Source organism: Halomonas sp. 3A7M, from assembly GCF_014897875.1.
In the GTDB taxonomy this organism is placed as follows: Bacteria; Pseudomonadota; Gammaproteobacteria; order Pseudomonadales; family Halomonadaceae; genus Vreelandella.
This window is the reverse complement of sequence record NZ_JABUZD010000171.1, coordinates 29442-48292: the sequence shown is the minus strand read 5'-3', so window position 1 is coordinate 48292 and position 18851 is coordinate 29442. Positions and strand designations below refer to the sequence as shown.

The following is an 18851-nucleotide window of genomic DNA, read 5'->3' as shown; positions in this document are numbered from 1 at the left end:
GTCGATTGGCCGTATATGAAAGGGAGATGAAAATAGGCTGGATGAAGGTGCTACGAAGCGTGTTTGGCAGGCAGTACTTATTAGTAATATCTAAGTCATATCCAAGCCCTATTCAGAGCAAGAGGGCGGGCTTAACAATAACGATGATGATCCCCTATGACGCTAAAGCTAACTATCAATGGGCACGAACACGAGTTGGCCGTGCCGCCACAGACACCATTGCTCAATGTGCTGCGTAACGACCTAGCGCTCAATGGGCCTAAGTATGGCTGTGGTTTGGGTGAGTGTGGGGCATGCAGCGTATTGATTGATGGCATGGCCGCACGCACCTGCGTGCTGCCCGTGTCTGCTGCTGTTGGTCATGAGGTAACCACCCTTGATGGTCTTTCCCATGGCGATGAGCTTGATCCTGTACAGCAAGCCTTTATCGATGCTCAGGCAGCCCAGTGTGGCTACTGTTTGAACGGTATGATCATCACTATTCGTGCGTTGCTAAATCATAATGCCCACCCCTCTGCGCATCAGATTCGCACCGCTTTAGAGCATAACCTCTGCCGATGTGGCACCCATGTTGAAATTCTCCAGGCAGCGGAGCGTGCCGTGGTTATTAACGCGGCCGCGTTGCAGGAGGCTTCTCATGAGTGAAGGGGCGGTGCTCCATGGCCAGCAAAAACAGGCCGACATCCCCGCGCTGCTAGAGAAGGCACGTTTTGGTGTCGTGGTGCGTCCACCTTACTACCGGTGGAATGGCGAGCGTTTTGAGAGTGATCGCTTGGTTGGCGTCGATCGCAGTAGCATTGCCTCACTCTCTGGCTCTATTGAAGTCGTGGTGGACGGGAATTTTGTGGCGGTGGTTGCCGATAGTTTGGCCTTGGCGACCGACGCCGCTAAACAGTTGAAGATTGAGTGGCAGGCCGTTCACCAGGCATCCGAAAAAGTGCCTGAAGGAGGTCAAGGGCCCTCTGAGTCGCCTCTTGTAAAGCCTAACCAGTCGTCCATGCATTCGAACCATGCGTATGGCTGGCCGAGTCGCATGCGCTGGGGCAATCACCCCAGTTGGGTAATTGCCGATTGTCGCGACCAACAATTGAGCGTGTGGGGGCAAACCGTCACCCCTGCGGCGCTGAAACAGGATTTAAGCCGGTTAACCGCGCTGGATATTAGCCAGATTGAGCTTTACAGCGCCGACGGTAAGCACGCATCAAATCAGGCCTCAGGGCTGGGTCGCCACAGCGGTGACGATGCCGCCGTGGATGCGGCGCTGATGTCGCGGACGGTGGGCGGCCCGGTAGCCGTTTGGCTCGATGCCCACTACGCCAAGGACGCTCAGGCATTAGGCCAAGCGCAGCGAATTAGCCTAAACGCAGACATTGCCAGTAGTGGTGAGATAGCCCGTTATCACTATCAGCAGGCCAACCTCACGGGGGAGGTGGCTGGCGTAGGGTTGCTGTTAAGCGGTAGGGCCGCGATAACCACCGCTAGCGCTGAGGCCACCACCGGTGAGCAAGACACAACGCCATTCTCGCCCTATGTATTTCGCGACCAATACCTTGCCGCACGCTCCCAGCCAGCGTCACTCTCCACTAATGCCACCTTGATGGGGATACAGCAGACGTTTGCGCGGGAGTCTTTTTTAGATGAGGTTGCCCGCGAGAGCGACCAAGACCCTGTCGCGCTGCGGCTTCGCCATCTTGACGATGCCCGTGGCATAGAGTTGATAGAGTCCGTGGCTAAACGGGCCGAATGGCCAAGGGCATCCAATCCATCAGCGGACGCTTTACCCCAGGATCTACTGCGCGGGCGGGGCTTTGCCTACTCGCAGTTGCCCGATCGGAATCAGCGCGTGGAATCGGGAGTGCGCTCTGCCTGGATTGCCGATGTTGAGGTCAATCGTGTTACCGGTGATGTTCAGCTTACCCGTTTGGTGGTGGGGCAGGACGCTGGCCCTGATGTGGATACTGATCGCCTTCAGCAAACGCTACAGGCCCGGGTATTGGGCGAAGCGCGCCCCCTTTTGGGGCAAGCGCCCAGTTTCGACGAGTGGGGTGACGGCAGTCGTACGCTAACGAAAAGTGACTATTCAGCGGGCTTACCAACCAGCGCTTCTTCGTCAAGCCCTGCTGAGGAGGGTGTTAATCACAGCGTCAGTAAAGATGTATTAAGCGGTGCGGAGCTATCGCCGGGTGTTGCGGTAATCGCCAATGCGCTTTTTGATGCCACCGGCCTGCGTTTTCGCCAACCACCGTTTACCGCCAAACGTGTGCGCCAGGCACTCGAAGCTTCGTCCATCGAGGAGGCAGGGCGCCCATCTACATTGAAACCGACGCGGTCAGTGAAACGTCGCTGGTTAGCCGCTGCAGCGTTTACCACCATTGCGGGCACTGCGGCCGTGGCGTGGCCGTGGAAAGGGGCCATTGCGCCTGTCTCACGGCCAGCCGCCAACCTTTATTCCGCCGAGACCATTGAACGCGGGCGACTCGTGGCGGCTGCAGGCGACTGCGCGGCGTGTCATACCACAGAGGGTGGCGTGACCAATGCCGGTGGGCGTGAATTTGAAACCCCTTTCGGGACGCTCTACAGCACTAACATTACTCCGGATGAGGCGACGGGGATTGGTCAGTGGTCTTACGCAGCCTTTGAACGCGCCATGCGCCATGGCATTAGCCGTGATGGCAGCCACCTGTATCCCGCGTTTCCCTATACGGCGTTTGCCAAGACCAGTGATGCCGATTTACAGGCGCTTTACGCCTACTTAATGGCTCAACCTCCTGTCGCGACTGAAAAAAACGCCAATGCGCTCACGTTCCCCTTCAGCGTGCGTAGCTTAATGGCAGGCTGGAATACGCTTTATCACGATGCAACCCCTTTCCAGCCTGACCCCATGCAAAGCGAACTGTATAACCGGGGAGCCTATCTCGCCGAAGGGTTGGGCCACTGCAGCGCCTGCCATAGTCCCCGCAATGCCATGGGGGCTGAGAAAAACGGCGAGGCGTATTTTGCCGGTGCCTTTGTAGATGGTTGGGAAGCACCACCGCTTAATACGCTGTCGCGTGCGCCCATCCCGTGGAGTGAAGCATCGCTCTACGACTATCTGCGCCACGGTGAATCTGAGTTTCACGGCGTTGCCTCTGGCCCTATGGCCCCGGTGGTAGCGGGGTTGGCGGAGCTACCTGAATACGATGTGCGGGCGATTGCTCACTATGTGGCCGCCCAAATGCAGGCACCAACCGGGAATAGCGATGCGGCGATGGCGGACGCTACGCAGCGCGTAACCAGTACAGCCGTTAGCTCAACAGGGCTGGAGGCAGGGGAGCGGCTCTTCGAGGGCGCCTGTGCGGCGTGCCATGTCGATTCTGGCGTTCCTACCTTTTCGAGGGCGAGCACTAATCTGGCGCTGAATACCAATTTGCACAGCGACCATCCCGATAACGTTATTCAGTCAATTTTGGGCGGTGTTCATGCCGAACACGTCCCCGGTATCGGCAGCATGCCAGGCTTTGCCGACAGCTTTAGTAATACCCAGGTCGCTGATTTGACGACCTATCTCCGAGCGCGCTTTGCTCCTGAGAAAGCACCTTGGCAACAAGTAAAACAACGCATCACAGAGTTACGCCAGCCTCACTACAACAACACTCACTCTACTCCCTGACGTAATAAAACGAGGTGGATTATGAAACGCAGTAAATGGATATGGCTAGTATGGGCAGTTGTCCTGCTGAGCTACCTAGTGCCTTACACCCTCCTAAGCGGGGTCGCGTTCTGGTACGGCAGCTTCCTGTTTTGGATGTTGGCAGGGCTGATCATCATTGCGCTGAATGTGTTTATCACTAAAGATTTTGAGGAGCACAGCAATGACTGAGTCACTCATCTGGTGGTCCATTGCCATCTATTTATTGATCGCTATTGGCATTGCGATCATGTCTCGCCAAGGCCCTTCCGAAAGTATGTCGGGATACTTCCTGGGTAACCGACAAATGAACGGCTTTGTCTCGGCGCTGAGTTACAGTGCCACTACCTACAGTGCTTTTATGATGGTGGGCTTGGCAGGTCTTACCTATGCCGGCGGCGTGGGAGCGCTCGGTTTTGAAATCATCTATTTTGCCGGTGTATCGCTTGTGGCTATCTTCGGGCCAAAATTCTGGGCGGTGGGCAAGAAGTTTGGCTTTGTCACCCCCAGCGAAATGTTGGGCCACCGCTACAACAGCAAACATGTGGCCATGGCTGTCTCGATTGCCAGTTGTATCTTCCTGATTCCCTATTCAGCCGTTCAGCTCGCAGGTGTCGGTTACCTGTTACAGGGGATTACTGATGGCGCGATTACTTTTACGACTGGGGTGGTACTGGCCACTGCCATTGCCATCTTCTTCTCCTATATCGCGGGCATTCGTTCGGTGATGTGGACCGACTCGCTCCAGGCCATCATGATGATTGTTGCCTCAACCCTGGTGGCCTTCTTGGTGATCCAAGGCCTGGGTGGTTTCGGCGCACTATTCGATACGCTGGCAACGGAACATCCACAGTCGCTGACGGTGCCCGGCCCTGGCTTGTTCAGCTTTGTCACTTTCCTGGGGCTTACTATTCCCTGGTTCTTCTTTAGCATTTCCAACCCGCAGGTCAGTCAACGCCTGTTTATGCCTTCCTCGCTGCGCTCCATGCGCCACATGCTGATTGGCTTCCTGGTATTTGGTTTTATCTACACCATGGTCTCTGTGCTTTGGGGCTTCTCTGCTTTAGCCGCATTCCCAAGTCTTGCAAGTGCAGATTTAGCCACGCCTACGCTGCTGGCCTCGGAGTTTGTACCGCCAGTATTAGGGGTGATCGTGATGATCGGCATCATGGCGGCTGCGGTCTCTACTATCGATTCGATCATGCTGACCTTGGCCTCTATGGTTTCCCGCGACGTCTATGCCAACGTCAAACCGAACGTCAGTGAAAAGCGCCAACTGCTGGTGGGCAAGTTCGTGGTGCCAGTGATCGCACTAATGGCGCTGGCCTTTGCCGAGCTGCAGCTTGACCTTATTGCAGTGCTGTCGGTGGCCGCTTCCTCCGGTCTGGTAGCGATGGTGCCGGCACTTACCGGTGCCTTCTATTGGAAGCGCGGTACTGGCGTCGGTGCACTGGTAAGCGTAGTGGGCACCAGCGCCTTTGTGCTGTTGATGTATGCCACTGGCAATTCTCTATTGGGCCTACCCGCTGGCGTTTGGGGCATTGTGGTCGCTAGTGTGCTGTTTGTTGGCGTTAGCCTTATGACCAAACCTCATCAAGCCTCTTCGGACGCCTTCTTTACCGCCATCTCGGAAGAGCTGAGTAAAAAGAGCCGTACTACCACCGATCAAGCGACGAAAGAAGCGGCTGCCTAATTGACGTTCAGCTTTGAACCGATAACACCACAGAGCGCTTGGTGTGCCCAAAGGTGAGCACGAGCGCTCTCAGCTAACACTCCCCAGTATGCTATAGCTGTGCTTTCGCCTGGGGAGTTAGGAGTATGTATGGATCACGCAAGCTTTGCCGAAATTTGCCTCCATCAGCTAAAAATGTCCGGCGTACATGAAGGCGAAAAACTCGTCGTACTGACCCAGGGTAGCGAACGCCTTAATTATGCGGATGCCTTTATGGCGGCGGGACAGCGTTTAGGCGCCAATATGTACCACATGCGGTTACCCGCGCCGTTACCTACCGGTGGCTGGGCCGTGGGAACAACGGGGCTTGCTAGCATGCCCGATGCGGTGGAAGCGCTGAAAAACTGCGACATGTTGATCGATTGTATTTTCCTGCTGTTCTCTCCCGAGCAAATGGCGATCCAAGCCGCGGGTACGCGCATCTTGACGGCGGTTGAACCGCCAGAATTACTGGCCAGAATGTTGCCCACCAAGGAACTAAGGGAAAAGGTTGAACTGGCCGCCGCGCTGCTGGAAAAAGCCAAAGTGATGCGCATCACCTCGCGCCATGGCACTGATGTCACCTATCAACTGAATACTTATGAGACGGTTGCTGAATATGCCTGTACTGACGAACCGGGGCGTTGGGATCACTGGCCCTCTGGCTTTGTGTTTACCGGAGGGGATGACGATGGCGTTGATGGCACCATTGTGGTGGCGCCGGGCGATATTCTGCTACCCCAGAACATATATGTCAGAGAGCCCATTACCTACACCATTGAAAAGGGCTGGATTACCGGCATACGCGGTGGGCTCGATGCGGAGCTAGTGAAATCCTATATGGATAGCTTTAACGACCCGCGCGGCATGGGCATGAGCCATGTTGGCTGGGGCATGAACCCGAACGCCAAATGGCACCGCATGGTGCCGGGGGAGTTCCCGGGGGGCATGGGGATGGAGCCGCGCAGCTTTTATGGCAACGTGATGTTCTCCACCGGCCCGAACAGCGAGCTAGGTGGCACAAATGATACCGCCTGCCACTTGGATATCCCGATGCGTAATTGCTCATTGTTTCTTGATGATGAACCCATCGTGATTGATGGTGATATTGTCGTAAAAGAGCTGCAGATGGACAGAAACTGACAGGCAAGCAATACATAGTGCGAAGAATGGTGCGAAGATGAACGCAACGATGCCATTGTACGTTTAAGTATGCCGCTTGCCGCTTGCCGCTTGCCGCTTGCCGCTTGAATATGACCTAACCGATAGCGCCGCTCCTGTCCATGGGGGAATCCTCCATGGGCATTGCTGTGTCTCGATGCCAAAAGATATCTCCCATAGTTGACTTTGCTATGCCTATGTTAGGTTGATATTCAACGCTAATTGTCCTCCCCGGAAATTGTAATGCGCTACAAACTCACCTTATGGTCATTAATAAGTATTAGGAAAAAAATATAAACCAATAGGGGGCCCGGGGATGTGTGGAGGTATGTGTTGAATCGAGCACTTACCTTGGCGCAACGGGACTTTTACCGGGGAATGTGTATGAATGAGACCCTTGCAGATGCTGGGGGCACGACGGCGGCAGCGGCAGAAGTGCCGTCGAGTTTTGCCCGCTTCGTCAATGTCCAAAAGAGCTATGACGGTGTTGAACTGGTCGTCAAGGACTTCAATCTTGATATCCGCAAGGGTGAATTCGTCACCCTGCTAGGCCCTTCGGGCTCTGGAAAGACCACCTGTCTGATGATGATGGCAGGCTTCGAAACCCCCACCCATGGTGAGATTCTACTCAACGACGAGCCAATTAGTGGCTTGCCGCCGCACAAGCGTGGCATTGGCATGGTCTTCCAGAACTATGCGTTATTCCCGCACATGACGGTGGCCGAGAATCTTGCTTTCCCGCTTGAGGTGCGCCATCTCAGCAAAGCGGAGATCAAGGAGAAAGTGGCTAAGGCACTGGCCATGGTACGCCTGGAAGAGTTTGGTGATCGCCGCCCGGCGCAGCTCTCTGGCGGCCAGCAGCAACGGGTGGCATTGGCTCGTGCGCTGGTCTTTGAGCCTGATCTGGTGCTGATGGACGAACCGCTGGGCGCGCTGGACAAGAATCTTCGCGAAGAGATGCAGTACGAGATTAAGCGCATTCACGCCCGTCTTGGGGTAACCATGATTTACGTCACCCACGACCAGACCGAAGCACTGACCATGTCTGACCGGATTGCGGTCTTCAACGATGGCATTGTGCAGCAGTTGGCCTCTCCGGACGAACTCTACGAACGACCGGAAAATGCCTTTGTGGCGTATTTCATCGGCGAGAACAACCGCTTGGTGGGTGACGTTATCGAGCACCTCGGTAGTGACTGCAAGGTGCGCCTGGATAGCGGCGACATGGTGATTGCCAAAGCGGTGGCGTCGGGCGACGTAGGCTCGCGTACGACGCTATCACTGAGACCCGAGCGGGTCAGCATCCTGCCGGATGATACCGACGGCGCGCAGTTCGACAACCAGTTCACTGCTACGGTGCAGGAGGTTATCTACCTTGGCGACCATCTACGCACGCGGGTGTCGGTGTGCGGTAACGAGGACTTTATTTTGAAAACGCCCAATGCCCAAGGGTGTGGGGTGATGCGCCCCGGCCAGCAAATTCAGGTTGGTTGGTCGAGTGCCGATTGCCGCGCGTTGGATGCATGAGCCGGACGGCAGTCAAGTGCGCCGTTTCTCGGTACCTGATGGTGCCGGCGGCGATGACAACAGCAAACGGAGAATCTCTATGAAAATCAGCAATCGCGTTGTTAAGACAAGTATCGCTGCCGTGGGGATGTCGGCACTTGCCGTGGCGGTTAGTGCCCATGCTCAGCAGACGCTGAATATTGTTTCTTGGGGCGGTGCTTACAGCATGAGCCAGCACGAGGCTTACGATAAGCCGTGGATAGAGAAGACGGGTGACGAGATTGTCAATATCGACCGCAGTGGTAACGCTTTGGCCGGTCTGCGTGCTCAATCTCAGGCTGGCAACGTGACCTGGGATTTAGTCGACATGCTCCCCGCCGATGCCATGATCGCTTGTGACGAAGGGCTTATCGAGCCCCTCGACCACGATGAGCTGCTGGCCGACGCCCCGGATGGCACGCCGCCAAGTGAGGACTTCGTCGAGGGGGGCTTGGGGGACTGCTTTGTGGCGTCCATCGTCTATTCCAATATTGTCGCCTTCAATAGCGAGATGTTCCCAGAGGACGCTCAGCCCAGCACCATCGAGGATGTCTTCGACCTGGAGAACTACCCCGGCAAGCGGGCTCTGCTGCGCAAGCCAATTAACAATATGGAATGGGCCTTGATTGCCGATGGTGTCGAGCGTGATGAGGTCTACGCCATGCTTGAGACCGAAGAAGGCGTGCAGCGTGCCTTCGACAAGCTGGATACCATCAAGGATGAAGTCATCTGGTGGGAAGAGGGTGCCCAGCCGCCTCAGCTGTTGGCCGATCAGGAAGTCGCCTTTGCCTCCGCCTACAATGGTCGGATCTTCAATGCCATGGTCACTGAAGACCAACCCTTCGAGATCATTTGGGATGCGCAGGTGTTCGAGCTAGATGGCTGGGTTGTGCCCACCGGCAAGCTCGACAAGGTGAAGGATTATCTCCATTTCGCCACCGATACCCAGCGACTCGCCGATCAGGCTCAGTACATTTCCTATGGCCCGGCACGTCTTTCTTCCTCTGAGCTGGTGTCCACCCATGCCGAAACCGGTATCGATATGACGCCGCACATGCCAACCCACGAACCTAACTTCGCAACGGCACTGCAAAAAGATGACCTGTTTTGGGCTGACTACAACGATGAGCTGACCCAGCGCTTTAACGCCTGGCTATCCCAGTAAGGCGCTGCCGCCGTCCGTCGACAATCGGGCGGCGGCATAACCGATAGCCGATCGTTGCTGATCGCTTTTCTTGCCTGACGGAGAGATCTACGTGTCCGAACCGCTTGCAGCTCCTCTGACAACGGCCGATGGCGTGCCGCTCAAGGTTAGCCTGCGTCGCACCGTACGACGCTCGAAAATCAAGGCGCTGCTGCTGGTTGCGCCGCTACTGGCATTCCTGTTTATCGCCTTTCTGATGCCCTTGTTCGAAATGCTGTGGCGCAGTGTCGATAACCCTGAAGTGTCTACCCATCTATCACGAACCGTTTCAGCGCTGGAAGGCTGGAATGGGGAGTCATTACCCGATGAAGCCGCCTTTGCCGCCTTGGCTGAGGACCTTCGTGTCGGACAGCAGGAACGCAACCTGGGGTTGTTGTCCAGCCGGCTGAACTATGAAAAGTCGGGCATGCGTTCGACCATTAGCCGCACGGCGCGACGTGTTGGTAGGCTGGAACCGCCGTATCGCGAGTCTCTGATCGAGGTCAACGATACCTGGGGAGAACTCGATACCTGGAAGCTGATCCAGCGTGAGGCGTCGCCCTACACCATTTCGTATTATCTGGCAGCGGTCGACCGTCAGTTGAACGCGGACGGCGAGATCGCCAAAGTGCCGGAACATATGCAGATCCACGCCACCCTGTTTTGGCGAACGCTATGGATGAGCGCTGTCATCACGGGCCTGACGCTAGCGCTCGGTTTTCCGGTGGCCTTTCTGCTGGCGAACCTGCCGACGCGTCACTCCAATCTGCTGATGATCCTGGTACTGCTACCGTTCTGGACCTCGCTGCTGGTGCGCACCACTACCTGGATTGCCATCCTGCAGTCGCAGGGGGTGCTCAATGACGTGATGGTAGCCCTCGGCGTGATCGCCGATGAGGCGAGGTGGCAGATGATCCACAACAAGATGGGCACGATCATCGCCATGACGCATATTCTGCTGCCTTTCATGATTCTACCGCTTTACTCGGTGATGAAGACCATTCCACCCAGCTATATGCGCGCCGCGCGCTCGTTGGGCGGCAAGCCGTTTCTCAGTTTTCGTCGAGTCTATTTTCCGCTGACCATCCCAGGCATCGCCGCTGGTGGCATCTTGGTATTCATACTGTCGATTGGCTACTACATCACACCGGCGTTGGTGGGTGGGCAGTCGGGTCGCTTCATCACTAATTACATCGCCTACCATATGCAGACATCGCTCAACTGGGGACTGGCGGCTGCGATTGCCTCCATCCTGCTGTTCGTGGTGATTATCTGTTATTTGGTATTCAATCGTCTGATCGGCGTCGACAAGGTCAAGCTGGGGTAAACGATGGCTATTCCTTCCTACGCCACCCGTGGCGAGCGCATTTGGCATTACATCTTTCTGGCTATCTGCGGCCTGGTGTTCCTATTCCTGATCGGGCCGCTATTGGTGATCATACCGCTGTCATTCAACGCGCAGCCCTACTTCACCTTCAGTAAGGAAATGCTGACTTTCGACCCAGCCGGTTATTCGTTGCGCTGGTATCAGGACTTCTTTACATCGAGTGAGTGGCTCAATGCCATCAAGAACAGCTTTATCATCGGTATTGCGTCCACGCTGCTAGCCACAGTGCTAGGGACGGTGGCGGCGTTAGGGTTGTCGAGTCGGCATATGCCAGCGCGTGGCGCGATCATGGCGCTGTTGATCTCGCCGATGATCGTGCCGTTGATCATCTCAGCGGCGGCGATGTTTTTCTTTTTTTCCAAGGTCAATCTCGCCCAGACCTACGTAGGCGTGATCCTGGCCCACACGGCGCTCGGCATTCCCTTCGTGGTCATCACCGTAACCGCTACGCTATCGAGCTTCGACACCACGCTGATCCGCGCGGCGCATAGCCTCGGCGCTAACCCGACACGGACCTTCTTTAAGGTGGTGCTGCCACTGGTAACACCAGGGGTGGTATCAGGAGCGTTGTTTGCTTTCATTACGTCCTTCGACGAGGTGGTGGTGGTGCTGTTCATTGCCGGGCCCGAGCAACGTACCATGCCGATTCAGATGTGGTCGGGCATTCGCGAGCAGATCAGCCCAACGATTCTCGCTGTGGCGACCCTGCTGGTGCTGCTCTCGATGCTGCTGCTTACCACACTTGAGCTGCTACGCCGTCGCAGTGAGCGTCTGCGGGGGCTCTCTCCCGACTAAGCCCAAGCAGCGTTTTTACCGCGCCGGTTTGATGCGAAAACTAAAGGTCTTTGACCAACCTAAGCGCGTCGTAGATGGCCGCGTGAGTATTGCGGGACTCGACGGCATCACCGATACGGAACAGTTGGAAGCTGCCATCCGGATTGCGCGTTATGCTCTGGGGGGCGCCCACGATTAGGTCATCGTAATTCACCTCGCCGCGGTTGCTGGAGTGCGGCTTTAGCTCAAAATAGAGTTCGGCCATCGGTGTAATGCCGTAGTTGACCACCACTTGGTCGATGCGCCGCTCATACCCCTTATCCTGCTGGCCGTGAACAACATAATCGCTGGTGATTTCGGCGAGCAGTTGGTTGCCGTCGCGCTGCACGGACTTCAGTCGGTAAGTCGGTGTGAATATGACGTTGGCGCGCTGTAGGGAGCGCATGTAGGGCACCAGGTTCATGGCCATGATCTCTGCGGAGAAGGTGCGGTCCGGCGTCATAATCTCAAGCTCTGCTCCCGTGGCGGCAATGATCTCTGCCGCCTGCAAGGCGGCATGGTCGCCTGCATCGTCGAACAGTAATACCCGCTTGCCCGGCGGCACGTGCCCGGAAAGAATGTCCCAGGTGTTGATCACTAAGTCGTGGCCGACGGTGGGTTGGTCTTCCATGGGGTAGCCGCCGGTGGCCACGATCACCACATCAGGTTTTTCGGCGAGCACGTCCTCGGCTTCGGCCCAGACGTTGTAGCGGATCTCGACACCGAGTGCCTCGCAGCGCGACAGACGCCAATCGATGATGCCCAGCATCTCGCGACGTCGCTCACTCTGCGCCGTGAGCCGTATCTGCCCTCCAGCATCGCTGGCAGCTTCTAATATCACCACCGAATGGCCACGCTCGCCGGCAACACGAGCGGCTTCTAATCCCGCTGGACCTGCGCCGATAATGACGACTCGCCGTTGCTGTGCCGCTTTGGAAATGGTGTGGGGCATGCTGGTTTCACGCCCGGTGGCCGCGTTATGGATGCAGTAGGCGGCACCGCCTTGATAGATGCGGTCAAGGCAGTAGTTGGCGCCAACGCAGGGGCGGATCTCTTCCTCTCGCCCCTCTACGATTTTGCGCACGATGTGCGGGTCGGCCATGTGGGCACGGGTCATGCCGATGATGTCGACCTTGCCGGAGGCGATGGCATAACGGGCAGTGGCGACATCCTGGATCTTGGCGCCATGAAAAGTGGGGAAATCGGTCTCACGACGTATTTCTCCGGCAAAATCCAGGTGCGGGGCGCTGGGCATGCCTTGGATGGGAATCACGTCGGTGAGCCCCGCGTCGGTGTCGATGTGGCCGCGAACCACGTTGAGGAAGTCTATCAGGCCGCTACTCTTCAAGCGTCGTGAGATCTCCAGCCCATCACTGGATGTCAGTCCACCCGATAGCATTTCGTCGCCGGTATAGCGAACGCCGACGATGAACGCCTCACCAACTCGCTGGCGAATGGCGCGCAGCACGTCAAAGGTGAAACGCAGTCGGTTATCGAGATCCCCACCATAAGGTTCCTCTAAGGTATTGGTCAGTGGCGACCAAAACTGATCCATCAGGTGGCCGTAGGCCTGCAGCTCGATGCCATCGAGACCGGCAGCGTGCATGCGTTCGGCAGCATCGGCGTAGTCACGGATCAAACGTTCGATATCCCAGTCCTCGACCTGTTTGGGAAAGGCGCGGTGGGATGCCTCGCGGCGATGCGAAGGCGACACTGCTGGCAACCAGTCACCTTTGTCCCAGCGGGTACGTCGGCCCAAGTGAGTCAGTTGGATCATTACCGCGGTACCGTGCTCGTGGCAGGCATCGGTCAGCTCACGCATCCAAGGTACGACTTCATCCTTATAGGCGAGAATATTGTTGAACACCGGCGGGCTGTCTTTTGCTACCGCCGCGGATCCTGCCGTCATGGTCAGGCCAAGACCTGCCTTGGCCCGTTCGACGTGGTAGGCACGGTAGAGTGCTTTGGGCATCCCATCCTCAGGATAAGCGGGCTCATGAGCTGTCATCATAAGCCTGTTTTTTAGGGTCAGGTGTTTGAGTTGGAAGGGCTGCAACAGCGGATCGTTAGCCATGGGTAGCACTCTATTTTGTTGTGTATTTAACAAAGTTAGGTGCCGATGTTCATATCTGTCAATTTAATGTTCATTGGTGTACGTTGGCGGGGCGGTAACTGACATAAACCCGTCGCTTATCGTATCGGCCGACTACTCTTCTATGTACCCATGGCGGGCATGGAAGCGTTGCAGCTCCCTTGCGTCAGGAGACTGGCCGGTGAATATTGCGACATAGGCGGGGATGCGCTGCATGCGTACTTTGATCGGCTCCTGCGTCTTCATCGAGATATAGCCGATCTGGGTTAGGTAGATCGTGCGGCCACGAACGTTGGCCGCCAGTGAATCATAACCGTAGCGCTGGAACATGCGTGTCAGGGCTTCGATACGTGTGGCATCGGCAGTCTCGATTTCACTCACCACCGGCGCCGACTGCAGTGCCCAACTGCGCATGGCGAACTCTAGCGGGGAGTCGAATAAGTTAGGGTCTAACCAGCAGTCGAAGACATTAAGCATCGCCTCGACGATATTCTCGGCATAAGCTTCAGTCTGATGCACTAGTCCCTGGGTGTTCTTTTCACGCCAGCGTGCGATCAGTGCTTCCAGCAGTGACTCACGGTCCTTAAAGAACCAGTAGAAACTGGTCCGAGAAAGCTTTAGGCGCTTGGCCAGGGGCAGAATGCGGACGCTATCGATGCCCGATTCCAGTAGCGTCTCAAACGCTGCATCAAGCCAGACGTCTTGGGAGCCCTTGGTGGCGGACGTATTGGGGGAGGGCATGGGGCTAACCTTTAGGAGTGTTGCGATGCAGTGTACACATGTGTCTTTTATGTGTACACGTGGTTAGCGTTCTCGGCTGAGTTCTGGTGAAGGTGACAATCAATCTCTATGCACGCCGCTAAACAAGTCTGGCCCGCATAAGCGGGCCAGATGGATGGGGAAATTACTCTGCAAACGTCAGCCTTGCGCTAACTGTAACACGGGAGCCTCGTGGCCTAGATTCTCAAGCATGCGGGCGGCGTACCAATTGACAAAGTCGATAACACCGAACTCATAGGTTTCGGAATAAGGCCCAGGCTGATAAGCCTTTGAGTTGATGCCGCGCTGGTTCTCTTCGGCGAGCTGGCGATCCTGGTCGTTGGTGGCATCCCATACTCGGCGAAGCTGCTCGGGATCGTAGTCGACGCCTTCTACGGCATCCTTGTGAACCAGCCATTTGGTGGTTACCACGGTTTGCTGCGGACCAATTGGCAATACGCGAAATACCACCGCGTGATCGCCCATGAAATGGTTCCATGAGTTGGGCAGGTGAAGGATACGCAGTGAGCCCATATCGGGGCTTGATAAACGTCCCATCAGTTTCTTGCTGCCGGGCTTACCATCCATTGTCATGGAGACAATGCCATCCAGCAGTGGCGTACGCGTCAGGCGGTTGCGTTTACCAAGCCGCTTTAACTGGTAGGGCACCTGCTCGGCATCCCAATCTGCTTGTTTACGTGCCACCAGCGCTTTATAAGCGGGTGTTGCGCGGGGGTCGTCGGTATCATCAAACTCCTGCAACGAATTAAGCAGTTCAGGGTGGGCGCCGTTACAGTGGTAGCACTCGCGGTTGTTTTCGATCACGAGTTTCCAGTTGGCTTGCTCGACGATGCTGGATTCGGTGGCAACCTTGACGTTGTCCATCTGGTACGGCTCGAGATAGTGCTCAAGCGTTGTCAGAAAATCGTCAATGGCAGGTGGTTCATCGCTCAGGTTGATAAAGATGAAGCCGCCAGCTGTTTGGACGTTGACCGGCTTGAGGCCAAACTGGTTGAGGTCGAAGTCAGTGCCCATGTCGCTACCGGCAAACAGCAATCGGCCATCAAGCTCGTAAGTCCACTGATGATACGGGCAGACGAGTTTTGCTACCTTGCCCTTATCTTTAACGCACAGACGCGAACCGCGATGGCGGCACACATTGTGAAACGCATGAATAACGCCTTCACTACCGCGCACAATAACAATGGGGTTGTCGCCAATATCCAAGGTGATGAAGTTACCCTTGGTGGGGATCTCGCATGTCATGCCTGCGAACAACCACTCTTTTTCGAAAATCTCTTGCATATCAAGAGCAAACAGTCGGGCATCGTTATAAAACGGTTGCGGAAGAGAAAAGGTACGCGCCCTTTCCTGCAGCATATGGGCCGTTGACTCACGAGCCGCAGTGAGTGGGTCGTCCATCATATTAGAAACACTTTTTTCCATACCAGTATCCTCGTAAACCTCCGCTTTCCCCTCAAGGGCTGCGTGGCGGCCGTTAGTCAAGATTGTTTATCTTGTTGTTCTGTTGCGTAACCTGGCGTTTTATTCGAATGGGGCCTGATGTCAGTGTCTGATTGTGTTGCAGGCTAACCCCTACCAGTTATCTGCCCGCGACATCAGGTGGCGTAACGGCGACTAAAGAAGAGCTTTCTAAGCAATAAAGAGTGGCACGAGGTAAGTGCGCGTCGTTGTCAGGTAAGTCGGCTAAGAGGAGCGTCCCCAAAATGCACATCAACGGTGCTGGGCTATAGCGAATATGGTTCGGTAATGCATAGCGATGAAGGCTGGTCAGGCAGAGGCGATAATGACAACTAATTTCTTTAACCCGGTCACGACCCAAACCTGGACTAACGGCCGCCACCAGGTACGTTGCGTTAAGGTGATCCAAGAAACCCAAGATGTACGCACGTTCTGTTTTATGGCGGAGCAACCCGTACTGTTCTTCTTCAAGCCTGGCCAGTTTGTGACCCTTGAGCTTGAGATCGATAATCAGCCGATCATGCGCTCCTATACAATCTCAAGCTCACCCTCTATTCCTTACAGCTTTTCGATCACTGTTAAGCAGGTGCCGGGAGGCAAGGTTTCCAATTGGCTGCATGCCAATTTAAAAATAGGCGACGAGCTGGTGGTGCATGGGCCAGTCGGTAACTTTAACTCGATCGACTTTCCCGCCGAGAAAGTGTTGTTCCTCTCTGGCGGTGTTGGCATTACCCCTTTAATGTCCATGACACGTTGGCTTTTTGATACTAATGCCGCTGTGGATGTTGAATTTATACATAGTGCTCGAGCTCCCCGCGATGTCATTTATCATCGTGAATTGGTGCATATGTTTTCGCGTATCCCCGAATTCAAACTGCATATTATCTGTGAGAGTAAAGAGGATATTGGTGAGGCATGGGCTGGCTACCGGGGGTATCTCACCGAGCCGCTGTTTGAATTAATGGTGCCGGACTTTATGGAGAGGGAGATCTTTTGTTGCGGCCCGACTCCCTACATGAACGCCATCAAGCGTATTTTGCAGCACCATAACTTTGATATGAGCCATTATCACGAAGAGTCGTTTGGCGCCACGCCTGTCGACGTTCGTGATGATGTGCGTGAGCTGGCCGAGCAAGCAGAAGTCGATGCTGAAAATGTTGATAGCAATGACTTGCACTGCATTGAGTTCGCATCGACCGGCAAAAGTGTGCGCATTCAGCCTGGCGAAACAGTGCATGCAGCCGCGGCGAAGTTGGGTCTGCATATCCCCAAAGCATGTGGTATGGGGATATGCGGTACTTGCCGTGTAGAGCTCAAGTCGGGGGAGGTAGATATGGAGCATAACGGGGGCATTACGGATGAGGATGTCGCAGAAGGATACATTCTATCTTGCTGCAGTCGTCCTAAAGGGGACCTCGTCGTCGATTTTTAACGCAGTCATTTTTTAATACTTCAGTAAAGCGCCCTTTATGGCTTTTGCCGTTTAGGGCGCTTTTTTATGGGTAATCAATGACGATCTATCTGCGCAGCCTGGCTAATTGATGTCGATGTCGCAAATGCATCGAGTGGTGACGTCAACAAGTATCTTGGGCTAGGAAACCAACGATAGTATCGCGGTAAGAAAACGTTGATAGGAACCTTGGTTGATAGAAACTCTGGTTGATAGAAAGCTTGGTTTGTCAGCGTTAAAGAGAACGTCCAGCACTTAATAAAAAAGTCACTCATCAGGAGGCGATAATGCTTCAAAGTAATTTTTCCCCAAAAGCACGTTTGGCCAGTTACGACAGTTTGCTTGCAGAAGCAATTGCTGAAGAAACGGTACGCCAAGAAGCGCATATTGAGCTGATCGCCTCCGAAAATTACACCAGTCAACTTGTCATGGAAGCGCAGGGTACCCAACTGACTAACAAGTATGCGGAAGGCTATCCAGGCCGTCGCTACTACGGTGGTTGTGAATTCGTCGACAAGGTTGAGGCCTTAGCCATTGAACGTGCCTGCAACTTATTTAGTGCCAATTATGCCAATGTGCAGCCGCATTCCGGTGCTCAGGCAAATGCCGCTGTGTTTATGGCGCTGGTCAAACCTGGCGATACTATTCTAGGTATGAGCCTTGCCCACGGCGGCCATTTAACCCACGGCGCCGCCCCGAACTTCTCGGGCAAACACTACAACGCTGTTCAGTACGGCCTCAAGCCGGAAACCGGTGAGATCGATTACGAAGAAGTTGAGCGTTTGGCCCGTGAGCATCAGCCGAAAATGATCATTGCCGGTTTCTCTGCCTACTCTCGCGTGGTGGATTGGCGTCGTTTCCGCACTATCGCTGATGAAGTGGGTGCTTACTTAATGGTCGACATGGCCCACGTTGCAGGTTTAGTGGCAGCTAACCTTTATCCGAGCCCGCTGCCTCATGCCCACGTCGTCACCACGACTACCCACAAAACGCTGCGTGGCCCCCGCGGTGGTCTGATTCTGTCTGCGGATGGCGACGAGGCGCTCTACAAAAAGCTTAATGGTGCGGTCTTCCCAGGCCAACAAGGTGGCCCATTGATGCATGTTATCGCGGCGAAAGCGGTGGCGTTCAAGGAAGCCATGAGCCAGGAGTTTGTGCGTTACCAGCAGCAGGTGATTGACAACGCCCAAGCCATGGCCAACGTATTCATGGAGCGCGGCTATGATGTCGTGTCGGGTGGTACCGAAGATCATCTTTTCTTAGTCTCGCTTATCCAGCAGGGCGTCACGGGTAAGGATGCGGATGCCGCATTGGGCCGCGCGCATATCACCGTTAATAAGAACACGGTGCCCAACGACCCGCAGAGCCCCTTCGTGACATCGGGTCTACGTATTGGTACCCCCGCGGTCACCACGCGTGGCTTCAATGCCCAAGAGTGTGGCGAACTAGCTGGCTGGAGTTGCGACATCCTAGACGTATTAGCTGCTGGGAGTGATACCGCTGCCATCGAGGCCGAGGTGCTGGCTAAAGTGAGTGACGTGTGTGCCCGGCACCCTGTCTATGCTGAAGCTGTCGCTGAAGCCGTCGAATCTATTGCTTGA

The 18851-nt window shown here is 55.3% G+C and carries 14 protein-coding genes; 11 read left to right on the top strand and 3 right to left on the bottom strand.

Features of this window, described 5'->3' with window-relative positions; genetic code table 11:
• The first annotated feature begins 156 nt into the window (after positions 1-156).
• From INT19_RS17805 to INT19_RS17765, 9 genes are all read left to right on the top strand, one after another.
• Entirely contained in the window at positions 157-645 is a 489-nt protein-coding gene (locus tag INT19_RS17805; RefSeq protein ID WP_193061714.1) for a (2Fe-2S)-binding protein, read from the top strand.
• Positions 638-3649 carry a c-type cytochrome gene (locus INT19_RS17800; protein ID WP_226912909.1) on the top strand — a complete coding sequence of 1004 codons (3012 nt, stop codon included), beginning with the start codon at positions 638-640 and terminating at the stop codon, positions 3647-3649. The genes INT19_RS17805 and INT19_RS17800 overlap by 8 nt, the downstream gene beginning before the upstream one ends.
• Positions 3650-3670: 21 nt before the next feature.
• Positions 3671-3859, top strand: coding sequence for a hypothetical protein (locus INT19_RS17795; RefSeq protein WP_089039321.1), 189 nt, complete (start codon positions 3671-3673; stop codon positions 3857-3859).
• On the top strand, positions 3852-5360 hold the full coding sequence (locus INT19_RS17790) for a sodium:solute symporter family protein (protein ID WP_193061712.1): 1509 nt from the start codon (positions 3852-3854) through the stop codon (positions 5358-5360). Before INT19_RS17795 ends, INT19_RS17790 begins: the two co-directional genes overlap by 8 nt.
• A gap of 129 nt (positions 5361-5489) precedes the next feature.
• Positions 5490-6521, top strand: a complete 1032-nt coding sequence (locus tag INT19_RS17785; protein ID WP_193061711.1) for a leucyl aminopeptidase — start codon at positions 5490-5492, stop codon at positions 6519-6521.
• A 402-nt stretch (positions 6522-6923) separates the two neighbouring features.
• Complete coding sequence (locus INT19_RS17780) at positions 6924-8066, top strand: ABC transporter ATP-binding protein (RefSeq protein WP_193061710.1); 1143 nt, start codon at positions 6924-6926, stop codon at positions 8064-8066.
• 79 nt (positions 8067-8145) lie between these two features.
• A complete protein-coding gene (locus tag INT19_RS17775) occupies positions 8146-9249 on the top strand; it encodes an extracellular solute-binding protein (RefSeq protein WP_193061709.1) in 1104 nt (367 codons plus the stop codon).
• A 91-nt stretch (positions 9250-9340) separates the two neighbouring features.
• Entirely contained in the window at positions 9341-10594 is a 1254-nt protein-coding gene (locus tag INT19_RS17770; protein WP_232471383.1) for an ABC transporter permease, read from the top strand.
• A gap of 3 nt (positions 10595-10597) precedes the next feature.
• Positions 10598-11449, top strand: a complete 852-nt coding sequence (locus tag INT19_RS17765; RefSeq protein WP_089039316.1) for an ABC transporter permease — start codon at positions 10598-10600, stop codon at positions 11447-11449.
• A gap of 40 nt (positions 11450-11489) precedes the next feature.
• Here INT19_RS17765 and INT19_RS17760 read toward each other — a convergent pair whose 3' ends face one another.
• The 3 genes from INT19_RS17760 to INT19_RS17750 form a co-directional block, all read right to left on the bottom strand.
• Positions 11490-13541, bottom strand: coding sequence for an oxidoreductase (locus INT19_RS17760; RefSeq protein ID WP_193061708.1), 2052 nt, complete (start codon positions 13539-13541; stop codon positions 11490-11492).
• Positions 13542-13673: 132 nt separating this feature from the next.
• Entirely contained in the window at positions 13674-14300 is a 627-nt protein-coding gene (locus tag INT19_RS17755; protein ID WP_193061707.1) for a TetR/AcrR family transcriptional regulator, read from the bottom strand.
• A gap of 177 nt (positions 14301-14477) precedes the next feature.
• Positions 14478-15764 (bottom strand): aromatic ring-hydroxylating oxygenase subunit alpha, encoded by a 1287-nt coding sequence (locus tag INT19_RS17750; protein WP_193061706.1) that lies wholly within the window; start codon positions 15762-15764, stop codon positions 14478-14480.
• Between the two features lie 361 nt (positions 15765-16125).
• Between INT19_RS17750 and INT19_RS17745 the strand changes: the two genes are divergently transcribed.
• Both INT19_RS17745 and glyA read left to right on the top strand, forming a co-directional pair.
• The gene (locus tag INT19_RS17745) at positions 16126-17232 is read left to right on the top strand and encodes an FAD-binding oxidoreductase (protein WP_193061705.1); all 1107 of its coding nucleotides are present in this window, start codon (positions 16126-16128) and stop codon (positions 17230-17232) included.
• Positions 17233-17537: 305 nt separating this feature from the next.
• Entirely contained in the window at positions 17538-18851 is a 1314-nt protein-coding gene (glyA, locus tag INT19_RS17740) for a serine hydroxymethyltransferase (protein WP_193061704.1), read from the top strand.